Origin of the sequence: Streptomyces anthophorae, assembly GCF_049310305.1 — a bacterium.
In the GTDB taxonomy this organism is placed as follows: domain Bacteria; phylum Actinomycetota; class Actinomycetes; order Streptomycetales; family Streptomycetaceae; genus Streptomyces.
Genome location: NZ_JBLWQQ010000001.1, coordinates 7,484,235 through 7,500,078 on the forward strand (window position 1 = coordinate 7,484,235; position 15,844 = coordinate 7,500,078).

At 71.5% G+C, this 15,844-nt stretch carries 15 protein-coding genes; 9 read left to right on the top strand and 6 right to left on the bottom strand.

Annotation, left to right across the window (positions count from 1 at the left end):
• Position 1: 1 nt before the first annotated feature.
• Together ACNYS0_RS34005 and ACNYS0_RS34010 are read left to right on the top strand one after the other, a co-directional pair.
• Positions 2–736, top strand: coding sequence for an ABC transporter permease (locus tag ACNYS0_RS34005; RefSeq protein ID WP_422482851.1), 735 nt, complete (start codon positions 2–4; stop codon positions 734–736).
• A gap of 86 nt (positions 737–822) precedes the next feature.
• Positions 823–1,620, top strand: coding sequence for an SAM-dependent methyltransferase (locus ACNYS0_RS34010; RefSeq protein ID WP_422479146.1), 798 nt, complete (start codon positions 823–825; stop codon positions 1,618–1,620).
• A gap of 4 nt (positions 1,621–1,624) precedes the next feature.
• Here the strand turns inward: ACNYS0_RS34010 and ACNYS0_RS34015 are convergent, their stop codons facing one another.
• The 3 genes from ACNYS0_RS34015 to purB all read right to left on the bottom strand — a co-directional run bounded on the left by ACNYS0_RS34015 (position 1,625) and on the right by purB (position 4,726).
• On the bottom strand, positions 1,625–2,650 hold the full coding sequence (locus tag ACNYS0_RS34015; RefSeq protein WP_422479148.1) for a bile acid:sodium symporter family protein: 1,026 nt from the start codon (positions 2,648–2,650) through the stop codon (positions 1,625–1,627).
• Between the two features lie 88 nt (positions 2,651–2,738).
• A complete protein-coding gene (gene mug, locus ACNYS0_RS34020) occupies positions 2,739–3,290 on the bottom strand; it encodes a G/U mismatch-specific DNA glycosylase (protein WP_422482852.1) in 552 nt (183 codons plus the stop codon).
• Complete coding sequence (gene purB, locus ACNYS0_RS34025; RefSeq protein WP_422479150.1) at positions 3,287–4,726, bottom strand: adenylosuccinate lyase; 1,440 nt, start codon at positions 4,724–4,726, stop codon at positions 3,287–3,289. Before purB ends, mug begins: the two co-directional genes overlap by 4 nt.
• Before the next feature lie 266 nt (positions 4,727–4,992).
• Between purB and ACNYS0_RS34030 the strand changes: the two genes are divergently transcribed.
• On the top strand, positions 4,993–5,964 hold the full coding sequence (locus ACNYS0_RS34030) for an alpha/beta hydrolase (RefSeq protein ID WP_422479152.1): 972 nt from the start codon (positions 4,993–4,995) through the stop codon (positions 5,962–5,964).
• Between the two features lie 2 nt (positions 5,965–5,966).
• On the opposite strand, the gene ACNYS0_RS34035 is transcribed toward ACNYS0_RS34030, so the two are convergent.
• A complete protein-coding gene (locus tag ACNYS0_RS34035) occupies positions 5,967–6,890 on the bottom strand; it encodes a LysR substrate-binding domain-containing protein (RefSeq protein WP_422479154.1) in 924 nt (307 codons plus the stop codon).
• 153 nt (positions 6,891–7,043) lie between these two features.
• Between ACNYS0_RS34035 and ACNYS0_RS34040 the strand changes: the two genes are divergently transcribed.
• From ACNYS0_RS34040 to ACNYS0_RS34060, 5 genes are all read left to right on the top strand, one after another.
• The gene (locus ACNYS0_RS34040; RefSeq protein ID WP_422479156.1) at positions 7,044–8,054 is read left to right on the top strand and encodes an aldo/keto reductase; all 1,011 of its coding nucleotides are present in this window, start codon (positions 7,044–7,046) and stop codon (positions 8,052–8,054) included.
• A gap of 35 nt (positions 8,055–8,089) precedes the next feature.
• Positions 8,090–8,509, top strand: a complete 420-nt coding sequence (locus tag ACNYS0_RS34045) for an SRPBCC family protein (RefSeq protein WP_422479158.1) — start codon at positions 8,090–8,092, stop codon at positions 8,507–8,509.
• Between the two features lie 111 nt (positions 8,510–8,620).
• Positions 8,621–9,628 carry a LacI family DNA-binding transcriptional regulator gene (locus tag ACNYS0_RS34050; RefSeq protein WP_422479160.1) on the top strand — a complete coding sequence of 336 codons (1,008 nt, stop codon included), beginning with the start codon at positions 8,621–8,623 and terminating at the stop codon, positions 9,626–9,628.
• A 99-nt stretch (positions 9,629–9,727) separates the two neighbouring features.
• Positions 9,728–11,047 (top strand): histidinol dehydrogenase, encoded by a 1,320-nt coding sequence (gene hisD / locus ACNYS0_RS34055; RefSeq protein WP_422479162.1) that lies wholly within the window; start codon positions 9,728–9,730, stop codon positions 11,045–11,047.
• A 304-nt stretch (positions 11,048–11,351) separates the two neighbouring features.
• Positions 11,352–12,710: an MFS transporter gene (locus ACNYS0_RS34060; protein WP_422479164.1), complete on the top strand. Its 1,359-nt coding sequence runs from the start codon at positions 11,352–11,354 to the stop codon at positions 12,708–12,710.
• 158 nt (positions 12,711–12,868) lie between these two features.
• Here ACNYS0_RS34060 and ACNYS0_RS34065 read toward each other — a convergent pair whose 3' ends face one another.
• Together ACNYS0_RS34065 and ACNYS0_RS34070 are read right to left on the bottom strand one after the other, a co-directional pair.
• Positions 12,869–13,867, bottom strand: coding sequence for a TIGR03571 family LLM class oxidoreductase (locus ACNYS0_RS34065; protein WP_422479166.1), 999 nt, complete (start codon positions 13,865–13,867; stop codon positions 12,869–12,871).
• Between the two features lie 87 nt (positions 13,868–13,954).
• Positions 13,955–14,785 (bottom strand): aldo/keto reductase, encoded by an 831-nt coding sequence (locus tag ACNYS0_RS34070; RefSeq protein ID WP_422479168.1) that lies wholly within the window; start codon positions 14,783–14,785, stop codon positions 13,955–13,957.
• Positions 14,786–14,909: 124 nt separating this feature from the next.
• Between ACNYS0_RS34070 and ACNYS0_RS34075 the strand changes: the two genes are divergently transcribed.
• Entirely contained in the window at positions 14,910–15,833 is a 924-nt protein-coding gene (locus ACNYS0_RS34075) for an NADP-dependent oxidoreductase (RefSeq protein WP_422479170.1), read from the top strand.
• The last annotated feature ends 11 nt before the right edge of the window (positions 15,834–15,844 follow it).

A 15,844-nucleotide genomic window follows, 5' to 3' on the forward strand; every position in this document is an offset into this window, starting at 1 on the left:
GATGTCCGCCACCGCCGTACTGCACTCCGAGTGGATCAAGATCAGATCGCTGCGCGGCAGCTTCGGCTCGCTGCTCGCCGTCTTCGTCGCGACGCTCGCCGTCACCACCCTCGCGTTCTCCACGATCGGCCAGGAGGAGGCCGGCAACGGCGGGGACCTGCTCTTCGAGGCCTTCTACGCCCTCAACTTCGGGCAGATCGCGGTGCTCGCCTTCGGCGCCACGGCCGTCTCCAGCGAGTACCTGAACAACGCGCTGCGCGTCTCGCTGGCCGCCGTGCCGAACCGGAACCTCTTCTACGCCGCGAAAACGGCGGTCATCGGCGCCTGCGGGCTCGTCGTCGGCCTGCTCACCAGCTTCACCGCGTTCCTCGTGGGCCAGGCGTTCATGGGCCCGTACGCGCTCGGACCCGGCGACCCGGGGGCGCTGCGGGCCTGCGTCGGCGGCGGGGTGTACCTCGGTCTGATGGCGCTGTTCGCGGCGGGGCTCACGGCCGTGCTGCGCAGCGCGGTGGCGGTGCTGAGCATCCTGGTGCCGTTCCTGCTGATCGTGTCCTTCGTCGTCGGGGACGTCGCGGGCTCGGCCGCCGACTTCCTGCCCGACCGCGCGGGACAGCAGATCCTCCGTCAGCACGCCGAGGGCTCCCTCGGACCGTGGTCCGGACTCGCCGTGACCGCACTGTGGGCGGCGGCCGCGGTGCTCGCCGGATGGTGGGCCGTACGACGCAGGGACGCGTAGACCCGCGGGCCCCTCGCGCGCTTCATCGAACTCCCGTGCCAAGATGGGATCTTGAGCGGAGACCGGCTACGTACAAGGGAGATCGCATGAGTGACGCCGACGGGTCCAGGCCGGATGGACGGATCTCCAGCCACATCGCGCACAACGCGCGCGTGTGGAACTACTGGCTGGGCGGCAAGGACCACTACGAGGTCGACGAGAAGGTCGGCGACATGGTGACGTCCATGTACCCGAGCATCGGCGAGGTCGCCCGCGCCGACCGCGCGTTCCTCGGCCGCGCCGTCACCTTCCTCGCGAGCGAGGTGGGCGTCCGCCAGTTCCTCGACGTCGGGACCGGCCTTCCGACCGTCGACAACACGCACGAGGTCGCCCAGCGGATCGCGCCGGACGCGCGCGTCGTCTACGTGGACAACGACCCGATCGTGCTCACCCACGCCCGCGCGCTGCTCACCAGCTCTCCCGAGGGCCGGACCAACTACGTGGACGCGGACGCCCGCGACCCGAGGGCGATCGTCGAGGCGGCCTCCGAGACCCTCGACTTCGGGCAGCCCGTCGCGATCATGCTCCTGGGCATCCTGAACTTCGTGCTCGACACGGAGGAGGCCGCGTCCATCGTGCGCGAGCTCGTCGACGCCGTGCCCTCCGGCAGCTATGTGGTGCTCACCCACCCCACCCTCGAACTGGGCGGTGAGGGCAACGAGGAGGCCATGAAGTTCTGGAACGAGAACGCGAAGCCGCCGATCACCGCCCGCACGGGCGCTGAGATCGCGGCGTTCGTCGACGGCCTGGAGTTCGTCGAGCCCGGCCTCGTCTCCTGCGCGCGCTGGCGCGACGACGAGGCCACGCAGGTCGCCCAGTACGGCGTGGTGGCCCGCAAGCCGTGACGACCTACGCGGCGGCCCCCTGCACCCGGGGCCGCCGCGCCCGGCCCGCCGCCCCGGCCACGATCTTCTGAAGCAGGCTGTAGGAGAGGATCGGCAGCAGCACCTCGGGGCGGTGGGAGAACCAGCCGGTGGCGAGCACGGCGGCCGCGCTGCTGTTGTTCATGCCGGTGGCGAAGGTCAGCGAGACCGTGTCCGGCAGATCGCAGCGCGTCCAGCGGGACAGCCACCGTCCGCAGCAAAACGTCAGGCAGCACACCGCCCCCGACAGGGCGAGCGCGAGCGCCAGCAGGTCGGGGTCCGGGTGGGCCAGAGCCTGCCCCAGCGCGCCGGCCGCGTTGATGTAGCAGAGCAGCAGGATGTTCACGAGGTTGACGGCCTTGACCGAGGACAGCGCCCCGCGCACCCGGCCCTCGCCGAGCGCGATCCGCACGACGATCCCGGCCAGGCACGGCAGCACCACCGCGACCAGCGCGAACACCCCGGCCCCCGTCCGCGCGACGGTGTCGATCCGCGCCGTGTCGTCCAGCGCTCCCGTGCCACCGGGGCCGACCAGCGCCCCGGCCGCCCGGATCCCGAAGGGCACGGTGAGCGGGCTCAACAGCGTGGAGCCCATGACCATCGCGACGACCAGCGGGACGTTGCCGCCCGCCGTCTGGCCCCAGGACGCGGCGCCCCCGGCGATCGGCATCGCGAGCACCAGCATCAGCCCCACCACGAGCCCCTCGGCCTCCGCCGGATCGGGCCAGGTGCGCAGGCAGAGGGCGACGACCGGAAGGACAAGGAGGGGCAGCAGCGCGTTGGCGGCGACGCCCAGCGCGAGCCGTACGGGCCGGCCCGCCACCGCCCGCAGATCCGTGAGGCGCACCCCGAGCCCCGCGTTGAACAGCATCACCGCGAGCAGCGCCATCGGCACGTGCGGCGCGGACGCGCGCAGCCACTCGCCGGGGCCGGGCACCACCCCGGCCAGCAGGTAGCAGCACACCATCAGCAGCAGCAGCCGTCGTTGCACGGCGGCGATCAAGGTCGTCACGCAGCGGAGCGTAGGCATGCCGCTGCGTGAGGTCCGGCCGTGTTGGCGCCGACTTGACCAAGCTCTCACCCCGGACGCCCGGGGCCTGCTACTCCTCGGCCGCCGCCGCGCGCAGCCGCGCGTACTCCTCGGCCATCGTCGCCGCCGTCCAATGCGCGTTCAGGCCACTGGGGTTGGGCAGCGCCCACACCCGGGCGCCGCCGATCGTCCGCTCCTGCGGGCCGATCTTCGCCCTGGGCTCGCCGAAGGCCGAGCGGTACGCGGTCACGCCCACCACGGCGAGCCACCGGGGCGTCAGCCGAGCCACCTTCTCCTCCAGCAGCCGGCCGCCCTCCCGGTACTCCGCCGCGCTCAGCTCGTCCGCCCGCGCCGTGGCCCGCGCGACGACGTTCGTGATCCCGAGCCCGTACGAGAGGAGTTCCCGCTGCTCGGACGGCTTCAGCTGCCGCGGCGTGAAGCCGGACAGGTGGAGGACCGGCCAGAAACGGTTGCCGGGGCGGGCGAAGTGGTGGCCGGTCGCGGCCGTCATGAGGCCGGGGTTGATGCCGCAGAACAACACCGAGAGGCCGCTCGCGACGACGTCCGGAACGAGACGGTCGCGGGCGGCCTCCAGGTCCGCTTGCGTGAGGCGGGAGGTCAGAGGATCGCTCCCGGCGTGTAACCGGCGGCCTCCGGGTGCTGCTTCGCGATCTCCTCGACGCGGGCCACGATCTGCGCGACCTGGCCGGCGGCGGCGCCCGTGAAGGACAGCTTGTCCGCCATCAGCTCGTCGAGCTGTGCGCGGTCCAGCGGGATGCGGGAGTCGGCGGCCAGCTTGTCGAGCAGTTCGTTGCGCTCGGCGCCCTGCTCGCGCATCGCGAGGGCCGAGGCCACCGCGTTCTCCTTGATGGCCTCGTGGGCCTCCTCGCGGCCGACGCCCGCGCGCACCGAGGCCATGAGCACCTTCGTGGTGGCGAGGAACGGCAGGTAGCGGTCCAGCTCACGGGCGACGACGGCCGGGAAGGCGCCGAACTCGTCGAGCACCGTCAGGAACGTCTCCAGCAGACCGTCGAGCGCGAAGAACGCGTCCGGCAGCGCCACGCGACGGACCACGGAGCAGGACACGTCGCCCTCGTTCCACTGGTCGCCCGCCAGCTCGCCGGTCATCGACGCGTAGCCGCGCAGGATCACCATGAGGCCGTTGACGCGCTCGCAGGAGCGGGTGTTCATCTTGTGCGGCATCGCGGAGGAGCCGACCTGGCCGGGCTTGAAGCCCTCGGTGACCAGCTCGTGCCCGGCCATCAGACGGATCGTCTTCGCGAGCGAGGACGGGGCCGCGGCCAGCTGCACCAGCGAGGTCACGACCTCGTAGTCGAGCGAGCGCGGGTAGACCTGGCCGACAGAGGTGAAGGCCTGCGAGAAGCCGAGGTGCTGGGCGATCCGCTGCTCCAGGTCGGCGAGCTTGTCGGCGTCGCCGCCGAGCAGGTCGAGCATGTCCTGGGCGGTGCCGACCGGGCCCTTGATGCCGCGCAGCGGGTAGCGGTTCAGCAGCTCCTCGACCCGGCCGTACGCGACGAGCAGCTCGTCGGTGGCGGTCGCGAAGCGCTTGCCGAGGGTGGTGGCCTGCGCGGCGACGTTGTGCGAGCGGCCGGCCATGACCAGCTCGCCGTACTCGCCGGACAGCTTGCCGAGGCGCGCGAGGACGGCGACGGCGCGGTCGCGGACCAGTTCGAGGGAGAGGCGGACCTGGAGCTGCTCGACGTTCTCCGTCAGGTCGCGGGACGTCATGCCCTTGTGGACCTGCTCGTGCCCGGCGAGGGCGTTGAACTCCTCGATGCGGGCCTTCACGTCGTGCCGCGTGACCTTCTCGCGCTCGGCGATGGAGGCCAGGTCGACCTGGTCGAGCACGCGCTCGTAGTCGGCGATGGCGGCGTCCGGGACGTCGATCCCGAGGTCCTTCTGGGCCTTCAGCACGGCGAGCCAGAGCTGTCGCTCCAGCTTCACCTTCTCCTCGGGGGACCAGAGGGTGGCGAGCTCGACGGAGGCATAGCGGCCGGCGAGGACATTCGGGATACGGGGCTTTGCAGGCGCAGTCACATGGACGGAGTTTACCGGGCGTCCCTACAGGCTCCGAACCGTCGTCCGAATGTAGGAACGTACAGGTCGGAGCTGCCGGGGCGGCGAGGGCCCGCGCGGTCTCCCGCCCGGCCTGAACCCGACTTGCGTCGGCTGCGGACCAGGGGACGATGAATCGGGGACGGCGCACGTCGGACACCGGTCCGGCACCTTTGCCCCGGCACCTGGATCCGACGTGCTCTCGGCCCTCGTCTCACGGCATCGAAGCCCCTCACATCGGAGCAGACATGAGTGATCTTCCTCCGCCCGTCACGCCCTTCCTCGAGCAGGCCGCGAAGGAGCTGGCCGAAGCGACCGATCCGCATCCGCGGATCTACGAGGTCCCTCCGGAGAAGGGGCGTGACATCCTCCTCGGTCTCCAGAGCGACACGAGCGTCCCGCGTCCGGACGTCGACGAGGAGTGGGTGGACGTGGACGCCGGGCAGTGGGGCACCGTCCGCACCCGCATCATCAGGCCCAAGGGTGTGAGCGGTCCGCTCCCGGTGGTCTTCTACATCCACGGAGCCGGCTGGGTCTTCGGCGACGACAAAACCCACGACCGCCTCTTCCGCGAACTCACGGTCGGCGCGAACGCCGCGGGTGTCTTCCCCGTCTACGACAGGGCGCCCGAGGCGAAGTACCCCACCCAGGTCGAGCAGAACTACGCCGTGGGGCAGTGGGTCATGGAGCACGGCGCCGAGCACGGCCTGGACACCTCCCGCGTCGCGGTCACCGGGGAGTCCGTGGGCGGCTGCATGTCGGCGGTGTTCGCGCTCATGAACAAGGAGCGCGGCGGCATCGACCTCAAGGCGCAGGTGCTCCTGTACCCGGTCACGAACGCGGACTTCGACACCCCGTCGTACCTTCAGTTCGCCGAGGGCTACTACCTCACACGCGACGGGATGATCTGGTTCTGGGACCAGTACTCCGAGCCCGGACAGCGCACCGAGCCGCACGCCTCGCCGCTGCAAGCGTCGCTGGAGGACCTCAAGGGCCTGCCCAGAACGCTGGTGATCACCGACGAGGCCGACGTGCTGCGGGACGAGGGCGAGCAGTACGCCAATAAGCTGCGCGAAGCGGGCGTGGATGTCACGGCCGTCCGCGTCGCCGGCATGGTCCACGACTTCCTGCTCCTGGACAGTCTGCGCGACACCCGGGCCGCCAACGTGGCCCGCCGTCTCGCCGTCGACGCCCTGAAGGAGGCGCTGCACGGTCAATGACGTCAGCCGGAGTCAACGGCTCTCTCGCTTCCGGAACCACAGGCGAGAACCGTCCCGCGGAACGATGAGACGACCGGCCGCAGGTCGACCTGGTGCCACACGGCCCACAGCCGAACGGACCTGAGGAACCAGGGGAGTTCGCGCACGGTGACGCCCTCGGTGCCGCGTTCGTGCACCATGCTGCGCTGGACGAAAGCGGCACCGAGCCCGGATGCCACCAACCCCACCGCCGTGAGCGGTTCCGGGGCCTCGAAGCGGATGTCCGGGGTGAAGCCGGCGGCGGCGCAGGCCGCGACGAAATCGTCCCGCCAGACGTGGTCCTGGCCGTCCTCGACCGCGATCCACGGCAGGCCGTCGAGGTCCTCGGGGCGCACCTCGGCCGCGTTCGCCAGCGGATGCGTGCTGGGAACGGCCAGCAGCAACGGGTCCTCCAGGAGCAGCGCGCTGCGCAGATCCGGATCGTCCTCGGGCGGCGTCTCCGGGACCAGGGCGATGTCGAGGCTGCGCTGGCGCAGGCCCTCGAACTGCTCGTGCGCCGTCATGTCGTAGAGGGCGACGTGGATGCCGGGGCGCTCCTCGTTCAGCGAGCGCAGCGCCTTGGGCAGCAGTCCGGTGTGCATGGCGTCGCCGACGTAGCCGACGCACAGGCCGCCCTCCTCGCCGCGCCCGAGGCGGCGGCCCAGGTTCTCCAGGCGGGCGGCGTGCCGCAGCAGGGCCGTCGCCTCGGTGAGGAAGACGCGGCCGTCGGAGGTGAGCCGGATGCGCTGCTGGCTGCGCTCGAACAGGGTCAGGCCCAGGTTCTTCTCCAGCTGGGCGATCTGCCGGCTCAGCGGCGACTGCGAGATGTGCAGCCGCTCGGCGGCCCGGCCGACGTGCTCCTCCTCGGCCACGGCCACGAAATAGCGAAGTTGTCGCAGGTCAAGCATGTTGGACCTCGGGGGACTCAAGTGTGTCCAAGTAAGTCTTGGACAGTCTTACCCGTCGATCCTAACCTCGGAGGAGCAAGAGGCGCGGAGCAGGAGAAACCACACCAGATCTCCTTAAGGCCGCGTACGGCACCAAGGCAAGGAAAGTTCTCCATGGGCATCAAGTCCCTCCTCCCCGGCAAGCTCGGCTTCGGCACCGCTCCCCTCGGCAACATGTTCCGCGCGATCCCCGACGAGGAGGCCCGCGCCACCGTCGAGGCGGCCTGGGACCACGGCATCCGCTACTTCGACACCGCCCCCTTCTACGGCGCCGGGCTCGCCGAGGAGCGCCTGGGCGAGGTCCTGTCCACCAAGCCCCGCGACTCCTACGTCCTGTCGACCAAGGTCGGCCGCGTCATCCTCGACGAGCACGAGACGGACGTCCCCGACTTCGGCGAGAAGGGCGGCCTGTTCGAGCACGGCAACCCGAACAAGATCCTCCACGAGTGGACCGCCGACGCCACCGAGCGCTCCATCGAGGGCAGCCTCAAGCGTCTCGGCACCGACCGCCTCGACATCGTCTGGGTCCACGACATCGCCCAGGACTTCCACGGCGACGAGTGGATCGGCAAGTTCGAGGAGGCCCGCACCGGCGCCTTCCGCGTCCTGTCGCGGCTGCGCGACGAGGGCGTCATCAAGGCCTGGGGCCTCGGCGTCAACAAGACCGAGCCCATCGAGCTGACCCTCGCCCTCGACGAGCCCCGGCCCGACGGCTTCCTGCTCGCCGGCCGCTACACCCTCCTCGGCCACGAGCACGCCCTCACGCGACTGCTCCCGATGGCCCAGGAGCAGGGCGTCGACCTGGTCGCGGGCGGCCCCTACAGCTCCGGCATCCTCGCCGGCGGCACCCACTTCGAGTACCAGGAGGCGCCGCAGGAGATCATCGACCGCGTCGCCAGGCTGAAGGCCCTCACCGAGAAGCACGGCATCGGCATCAAGTCCGCCGCACTTCAGTTCTCCCTGGCCCACCCGGCGACCGCCGCCGTGATCCCCGGCGCCACCCGCCCCAGCCGCATCGCCGAGGACACCGCCGCCCTCGCCGAGGAGATCCCCGCCGCGTTCTGGACCGACCTGCGTGCCGAGGGCCTCGTCAGCCCGGCCGCCCCGCTCCCGAACAACGCCTGACAGCACGCCACTTGACCGTAAAGGAGGCGGCCGTCATGGCTTCCACCACCGCATCCCTCGACATCCCGCGCAGCCCCGACCACGTCTGGCGGCTCATCGGCGGCTTCGGCTCGCTGCCGGACTGGCTCCCGTACATCCCGAAGAGCGAGCTCGGTGAGGGCGGCCGGGTGCGCCACCTGACCAATGAGGACGGCGGTGTCATCGTCGAGCGCCTCGTCGAGTTCGACGACGCCGAACGGCACTACAGCTACGCCATCGAGCAGGCCCCGTTCCCGGTCACCGGCTACCTCTCGACCCTCACGGTGCACGCCGTCCCCGGCCGCCCCGACGCCTCCCGCGTCGAATGGTCCGGCTCGTTCACCCCGGCAGGCGTGAGCGACGCCGAGGCGGAGGAGCTGTTCCATGGCATCTACGCCGATGGTCTGGACGCGCTCTTGACGACCGTTCAGGCCTGACGGACGCGCCCCGACGCCGGGTGCCGGAGGCGGAGCGCCCCGGCACCCGGCGATCCGTGTCCTCACCTCGATATCCTTGCTCCGATCGACTCGACCCGGAGGTAAGGACCCATGGCGCGGCGGCCGACCGTCACCAGCGTGCAGATCGCCCGCGAGGCCGGAGTGGCGCAGTCGACCGTCTCCCGCGTCCTGAACGGCGGGAGCGTCGCGCCCGAGACGCGCCGCCGGGTGCTCGAAGTGGTCGACAAGTACGACTTCCAGCCCAGCCAGGCCGCGCGCAGTCTCGTCGGCTCCCGCTCCGGCCTGATCGGCGTGGTCATCCGCGATCTGACGAACCCGTTCTACCCGGTCATGGTCAAGGCGATGGAGCGCGTCCTGCACGAGCAGGGCATGCGCCTGACCCTGGTCACGGACGTCATGACCGCGGAGGAGGGGCTCGCGCAGCTGCGCCGCGAGGGCGTCGACGGCGTCGTGTTCACCTCGGCGTTGCAGGACGAGCCGCTCGCGCACCGCACGGCCGGGCACGGCATCCCCGTCGTGCTGGTCCACCGCACCCTCGCGGACTTCCCCGCCGACCAGGTCGAGGCGGACAACCCGACCGCGGGCGAGCTGGCCGCCGGGCATCTGCTCGGCCTCGGGCACCGGCGGATCGCGATGATCTGCGGCCTCGCCGGATCGAGCACGGCCCAGCAGCGCGGCCGCGGTTTCCGTGACCGGGTGCGGTCGGCCGGCGGCGCCGTCCTCACCGAGATCGCGGGCGATTACGACTACGCCACCGCGTACGCGGCGGTGCGCACGCTGCTCGCCGCCCCCGAGCGGCCGACGGCGCTCTACTGCCACAACGACGTCATGGCGTACGCCGCGCTCAACGCCGCCGCGGCCGAAGGCGTGGACGTACCGGGCGAGTTGAGCGTGGTGGGCTGCGACGACGTGCCGCTCTCCGCGTGGGAGCGGATCGACCTGACGACCGTGCGGCAGCCGCTGGAGCGGATCGCGCAGGTCGGCGTGGAGCTGCTGCTCGGCCGCCTGGCGGACCCCGAGCTGCCGCACCGGCACGAGGTGCTTCCGGTGGAATTCGTCGGGCGCTCCACCACGGGCCCGGCGCACACCCCCTCGTAAATCCCTCCCCGAACCCCTCTTGACCGTTCAACCCTTCGTCTTCCATTCTGTGGATACGTATCCAATGGATACGTATCCACCACGAGTGAGGAGCTGGGCGTGTCCCGCACCATCAAGGCCGCCGCCACCCCGTCCACCGCCCCGTCCGGCAACGACACCGTCGGGCAGGCCGTCCGCGAGCTGATCGCCGACGTGCGCGGCCGCGGCGACGAGGCCGTCCGTGAACTGTCCGCGCGCTTCGACCGCTGGGAGCCGGACTCCTTCCGCCTCGACGAACAGCGGATCGCCGAGATCATCGGCACGCTCGACCCGCAGGTCGTCGAGGACATCAGGACGGTCCAGGCGAACGTCCGCCGGTTCGCCGAGGCGCAGCGCGACTCGATGTCCGAGATCGAGATCGAGACCGCGCCGGGAGTCTTCCTCGGCCACCGGCACGTGCCGGTCCAGTCCGTCGGCGCCTACATCCCCGGCGGCCGCTACCCGCTGACCGCCTCCGCGCACATGACGATCGTGACCGCCAAGGCCGCGGGCGTACCGCGAGTCGTCGCCTGCACCCCGCCGATCCGCGGCGAGATCCCCGCCGCGACGATCGCCGCCACGCACTTCGCCGGCGCCGACGAGATCTACGTGCTCGGTGGCGTCCAGGCAGTCGCCGCGATGGCCGTCGGCACGCAGACCATCAAGCCCGTCGACATGCTCGCGGGGCCCGGCAACGCGTACGTGGCCGAGGCCAAGCGCCAGCTGTTCGGCGAGGTCGGCATCGACCTGTTCGCCGGGCCGACCGAGATCCTGGTCGTCGCGGACGAGCACGCCGACCCGTTCGTCGCCGCCGTCGACCTGCTCTCGCAGGCCGAGCACGGGCCGGACTCGCCCGCCGCCCTGATCACGACGAGCCGGCAGGTCGCCGACGAGGTGCAGCGGCACATCGAGGAGATCCTGCCCGGCATGCAGACCGGCGACATCGCGGGCCCGGCCTGGCGCGACCACGGCCGGATCATCCTGGTCGACGACCTCGACGAGGCGTACCGCGTCGCCGACGACTTCGCTTACGAGCACGTGCAGATCCTCACCGAGAACCCCCGCGAGGCCCTGGACAAGATGCACGCCTACGGCGCCCTGTTCCTCGGCGAGGGCACCTGCGTCTCCTACGGCGACAAGGTGATCGGCACCAACCACGTGCTGCCCACCCGCGGCGCCGCCCGCTACACAGGCGGCCTGTGGGTCGGCATGTACCTGCGCACCGTCACGTACCAGGAGGTGCGCGAGGAGAAGTCCTCCGCCGAGCTCGGGGAGCTGTGCGGCCGCGCGGCCCGCGTCGAGCTGTTCGAGGGGCACGCCCGCTCCGGCGACGTCCGCGCCGCCAAGTACGCCGGCGCCACGCTGCCGTGGACCGACCACTACGAAGCGGCTCGCGCCTGAGACCGGGCGACCCCCTCGCCCGCGCCGTGAGGCCCGGCACCCACGCTCGCGCCACGCCGCGCCTCGGCTGCCGGGAGTCCCCGGCGCCCTCGCCGCATCACGCGCCGCACCACCGGGCCGCGCGCTCCGCGCGGCTCGGGCGGGTCCGCCGCGGCCGCCGCACCCACCGGGCCCGCCGTCGGGCCGGCGGGTCCCGTCCCGTCCCGGACCTGGCCCCGGCCCGGTGCCGCGGTCCCGGCCCGGTCCCGGACCCGGTCCAGTCCCGCGGTCCCGTCCCCGCTCACCCCGATCAACGGAGATCCCCATGCCCACCGCCGCCACCCCGACACCGGAGCAACTGCGGCGCCGGTCACTTCAGTCCGGCACCATCGGCGCGATCGTCGAGTGGTACGAGTACACGATCTACGGCACCGCCGCGGCCCTGGTGTTCGGGCACCTGTTCTTCCCGAACCTGTCTCCCGGCATCGGCCAGATCGTCTCGCTCGCCTCGTTCGGCGTGGGGTTCCTGGCCCGCCCGATCGGCGCGTTCGTCGCCGGACACCTCGGGGACCGGATCGGCCGCAAGTCCACGCTGATCCTCACGTTCTCGATCATGACGGTGGCCACGGCGGCGATCGGCCTCGTGCCGACCTACGACCAGATCGGCGTCGCGGCACCGCTGTTGCTGTGCGTGCTGCGGCTCGCGCAGGGGTTCGCCGTGGGCGGCGAGTGGGGCGGGGCGGCCATCGTCGCCGTCGAGAACGCGCCGAGGAAGCGGCGCGGCTACTTCGGGGCCTGGCCGCAGATCGGGGTTTCGGCGGGTCTGCTCCTCGGCACGGCCGCGGTGTCGCTGGCGTCGTGGCTCTCCGGTGACGCGTTCGACGAGTGGGGCTGGCGGCTGCCGTTCCTGCTCAGCGTGATCCTCGCCGGAGTCGGCTTCTTCATCCGCCTCCGCGCCACCGAGAGCCCCGCGTTCCTCGAGGAGAAGCGCAAGATGGACGCCGAGCTGGAGCGCCGCAAGGCGCCCGCGGCGGTCGTCTTCCGCGACCACCGAAAGGCCCTGCTGATCACGGTCTTCGGCCGCTTCGCCGAGGCCGGGAACTACTACCTGTTCACGACGTTCATCCTCTCCTACGTCACCACCACACTGGGCGCGCCGAAGAGCTACGGACTGACGGCGTCGATGATCGGCGCCGCGGTGAACATCGTGATGATCCCGGTGTTCGGCGCCGTCTCCGACCGCATCGGACGCGTCCGGACCTTCCTCATCGGCGGCGCCCTGATCGTGCTCACGACCTGGCCCGTCTTCGCGCTGGTGCACACCGGGCAGCTGTGGGCGATCGTCGCGGGCGTGGTGCTGTTCCTCGCCCTCGGCCACGCCATGGTGTACGCGCCGCTGCCCGCCCTGTACTGCGAGATGTTCCCGACGGCGGTCCGCTATTCGGGCATTTCCATCGGCTACCAGATGGCGTCGATCCTCCTGGCGAGCTTCACCCCGGCGCTGGCCGGCGCGATGGTGCTGTGGGCCGACGGCAGCCTGTGGATGGTGATCGCGTTCGCCGTCGTGACGACGGTGATCTCCATGGTGGCCATCGCGTTCGCACCGGACCTGCGGGACCGGGAGCTGTCGGAGGTCGGGGTGGCGGCGGAGCGGGACGAGCCGGAGGCCGTGCCCGCGCGCTGACGATTCGTCCGGAAACGCTCCGGACGAATCGCTCCGGACGAATCGCTCCGGACGAATCGCTCCGGACGAGTCGCTCCGGACGAGTCGCTCCGGACGAGTCGCTCCGGACGAGTCGCTCCGGACGAGTCGCTCAGGACGAGTCGCTCAGGACGAGTCGCTCAGGACGAGGGGAAGTGCGGTAGCACCGTATCGGCGAGTTCCTTCAGGACCTCGTCGATCGGGCGGTCGCTCGGGCGGAGGTTGAACGAGACATGGGAGACGCCGAGTTCGCCCATGGCCCGCAGCTGCTCCACCAGCGCCTCGCGGCCGGTGCGCAGGCCGAGCCGGATCGAGGTCGCCGGGGCGGCGGGATCCGGCAGGAGGTCCAGCTGCATCGGCGTGAGATACGGCTTCGGATCCTCGCCCGTCAGCTCCCGCCACTCCTGTGTCTTGAGGCGCAACGCACCGAGCGGGCGGGGATAGTTGAGGGACGCGTCGGCGTTCCGGGAGATCCACTCCGCGGACTGCTGGGCATGCCCGGCGACGGCGATCGGAATGGAAGGGCCGGTCGGCTTGGGCAGTACCTCCAGGCGGCGGCCCGCGTCGAGACCGAGCGCGGGCAGGCTCATGCCCTCGTCCCCGGACCGCGCGGCCCAGGCCGCGCGCAGGGTCTCCACGCCCTCGCGGAACGTGGCGCCGCGGGCGTGGAAGTCCGCGCCGAACAAGGGGTATTCGACCGGACGGTCCCCGCTGGCGAGGCCGAGCACGAACCGGCCGCCGGACAGCGCGTCGACGGTGGCCGCGGCCTTGGCGACCAGCAGCGGCTGGCGCAGCGGCAGGACGACGGCCGCGGTGCCGAGCACGGCGCGTTCGGTGACGGCGGCGAGATGCCCGAGGTGGGTGAACGTCTCGAACACGGAACCGGCGTCGCCGAAGTGCTCCGGATCGTACAGCGGGACGTCCCGCACCCAGAGCGCCGCGAAGCCCAAGTCGTCGGCGAGGCGGGCGAGTTCGGCGTGCCGGCTCAGGTCGGGGATGCCGAAGGGGCGCCCCGCGGCCTGGTCGGCCCGCAGTCGGGTGCGGCCCCAGTCGGCGTCGAGGGGGAGTTCGAGGCCCAGGGTCGGCAGTGTGCCCGCGGGGTTCACGAGGCGGTCGAGGGCGGTGGGGGCAACAGACATCTCAGGTGGTGCTTTCGGCGCTGTGGACGGCTTCCGCGCCGCGGCCGCCTCGGGCGCCCGCGGCGCGGAACTTCGGTGCCTGAAGGATCAGTTGAGCTCGTCCGGGTGCGGCCCCGTGCGCAGGTCGCGGTCGAGGGTGGCGAGCGAGGCCATCTCGTCGTCGGTGAGCGTGAAGTCGAAGACGTCGAGGTTCTCGCGGATGCGGGCCGGCGTCACGGACTTGGGGATCACGACGTTGCCGAGCTGGAGGTGCCAGCGCAGGACGACCTGGGCGGGGGACTTGCCGTGGCGGGCGGCGATCGTCGTGATCGCCTCGTCGCCGAGGACCGCGCCCTGGGCGAGCGGGCTCCAGGCCTCGGTGGCGATGCCGAGGTCGGCGTGCACGGCGCGCAGTTCGCTCTGCTGGAGGCCCGGGTGCAGCTCGACCTGGTTGACGGCGGGGACGAGGTCCGAGCCGTCGACGAGGCGCCGAAGGTGCGCGGGCTGGAAGTTGGAGACACCCGCGGCGCGGATCCGGCCGTCGGCGACCAGCTTCTCGATGGCCTTCCAGGTCTCGCGGTAGAGGTCGCGCTCCGGGGTCGGCCAGTGGATGAGGTACAGGTCGACGTAGTCGAGGCCCAGCTTCTCCAGCGAGGCGTCGAAGGCGGCCAGTGTGGCGTCGTGGCCCTGGTCGGCGTTCCACAGCTTGGTCGTGATGAACAGGTCCTCGCGGGCGATGCCGGAGGCGGCGAGGGCGCGGCCGACGCCGGTCTCGTTCCCGTAGATCGCGGCGGTGTCGATGCTGCGGTAACCGGCTTCGAGGGCGGCGGTCACGGCCGCGGTGGTCTCGTCGTCCGGCACCTGGAAGACACCGAAGCCGAGCTGCGGGATCTCGACGCCGTTGTTGAGGGTGACGGTGGGGATGGTGGACGGTGCCATGATGCGTGCGGCCTTTCCGGTGGTGCGGGGGCTTACGTCGTACGACGGTACTTGCAGGCGCGGGTTAATTGCAAACGCACGTATCATGGGTCTGCATTTACCTCCGTGTGCAACCATTGCTCGGATGAAGGCCATCACTCTGAACGCATACGGCGGCCCCGACGCGCTGCGGCTCACCGACCTCCCCGACCCGAAGGTCGCCCCCGGTGAGGTGCTGATCCGGGTCCGGGCCGCCGGGGTCAACCCGGTCGACTGGAAGCTCGCCGCGGGCGGCCTCGACCCGATCATGGAGACGCACTTCCCGCTGGTCCCCGGCTGGGACGTGTCGGGCGTGGTCGAGCGCGTCGGCTTCGACGTCGAGGAGTACGCGCCCGGCGACGAGGTCTTCGGCTACATCCGCAAGGACGTTGCCCAGCTCGGCGCCTACGCCGAATACGTCTCCGCGCACGTGCGGATGCTGGCCCGCAAGCCCGCCGCGCTCTCCTGGGAGCAGGCCGCGGGCGTTCCGCTCGCCGGGCTCACGGCCTACCAGGCCATCAAGCGCGTGGGGGTCGGCGCCGGTGACACCGTCCTGGTGCACGCGGCCGCGGGCGGCGTCGGCTCGTTCGCCGTCCAGATCGCCGTGGCCCTCGGTGCCCGCGTGATCGGTACGGCGAGCGCCCACAACCACGACTTCGTACGGGGGCTGGGTGCGGAACCCGTGACCTACGGTCCCGGACTGGCCGACCGGGTCACGGAGTTGGCGCCCGAAGGCATCGGCGCGGCCCTCGACTTCGTCGGCGGCGCGGAGGCCGTCGACACCTCGCTGCGGCTGCTCGACCGGCCCGACCGGTTCGCGTCCATCGTCGAGGCGGAGGCCGCGGAGAAGGGCGGCCACTACGTGTGGGTCCGGCCGGACACGGCCGACCTCACGGCGCTCGCCGACCTCGCCGACGCGGGGAAGCTGACCGTGCCGATCGCGCGGGTGCTTCCGCTCGCCGAGGCGGCGCAGGCCTGGCGGCTCAACGCCGAGGGGCACACGCGGGGCAAGCTCGTCCTGTCCGTGTAACCGGAGGTTTT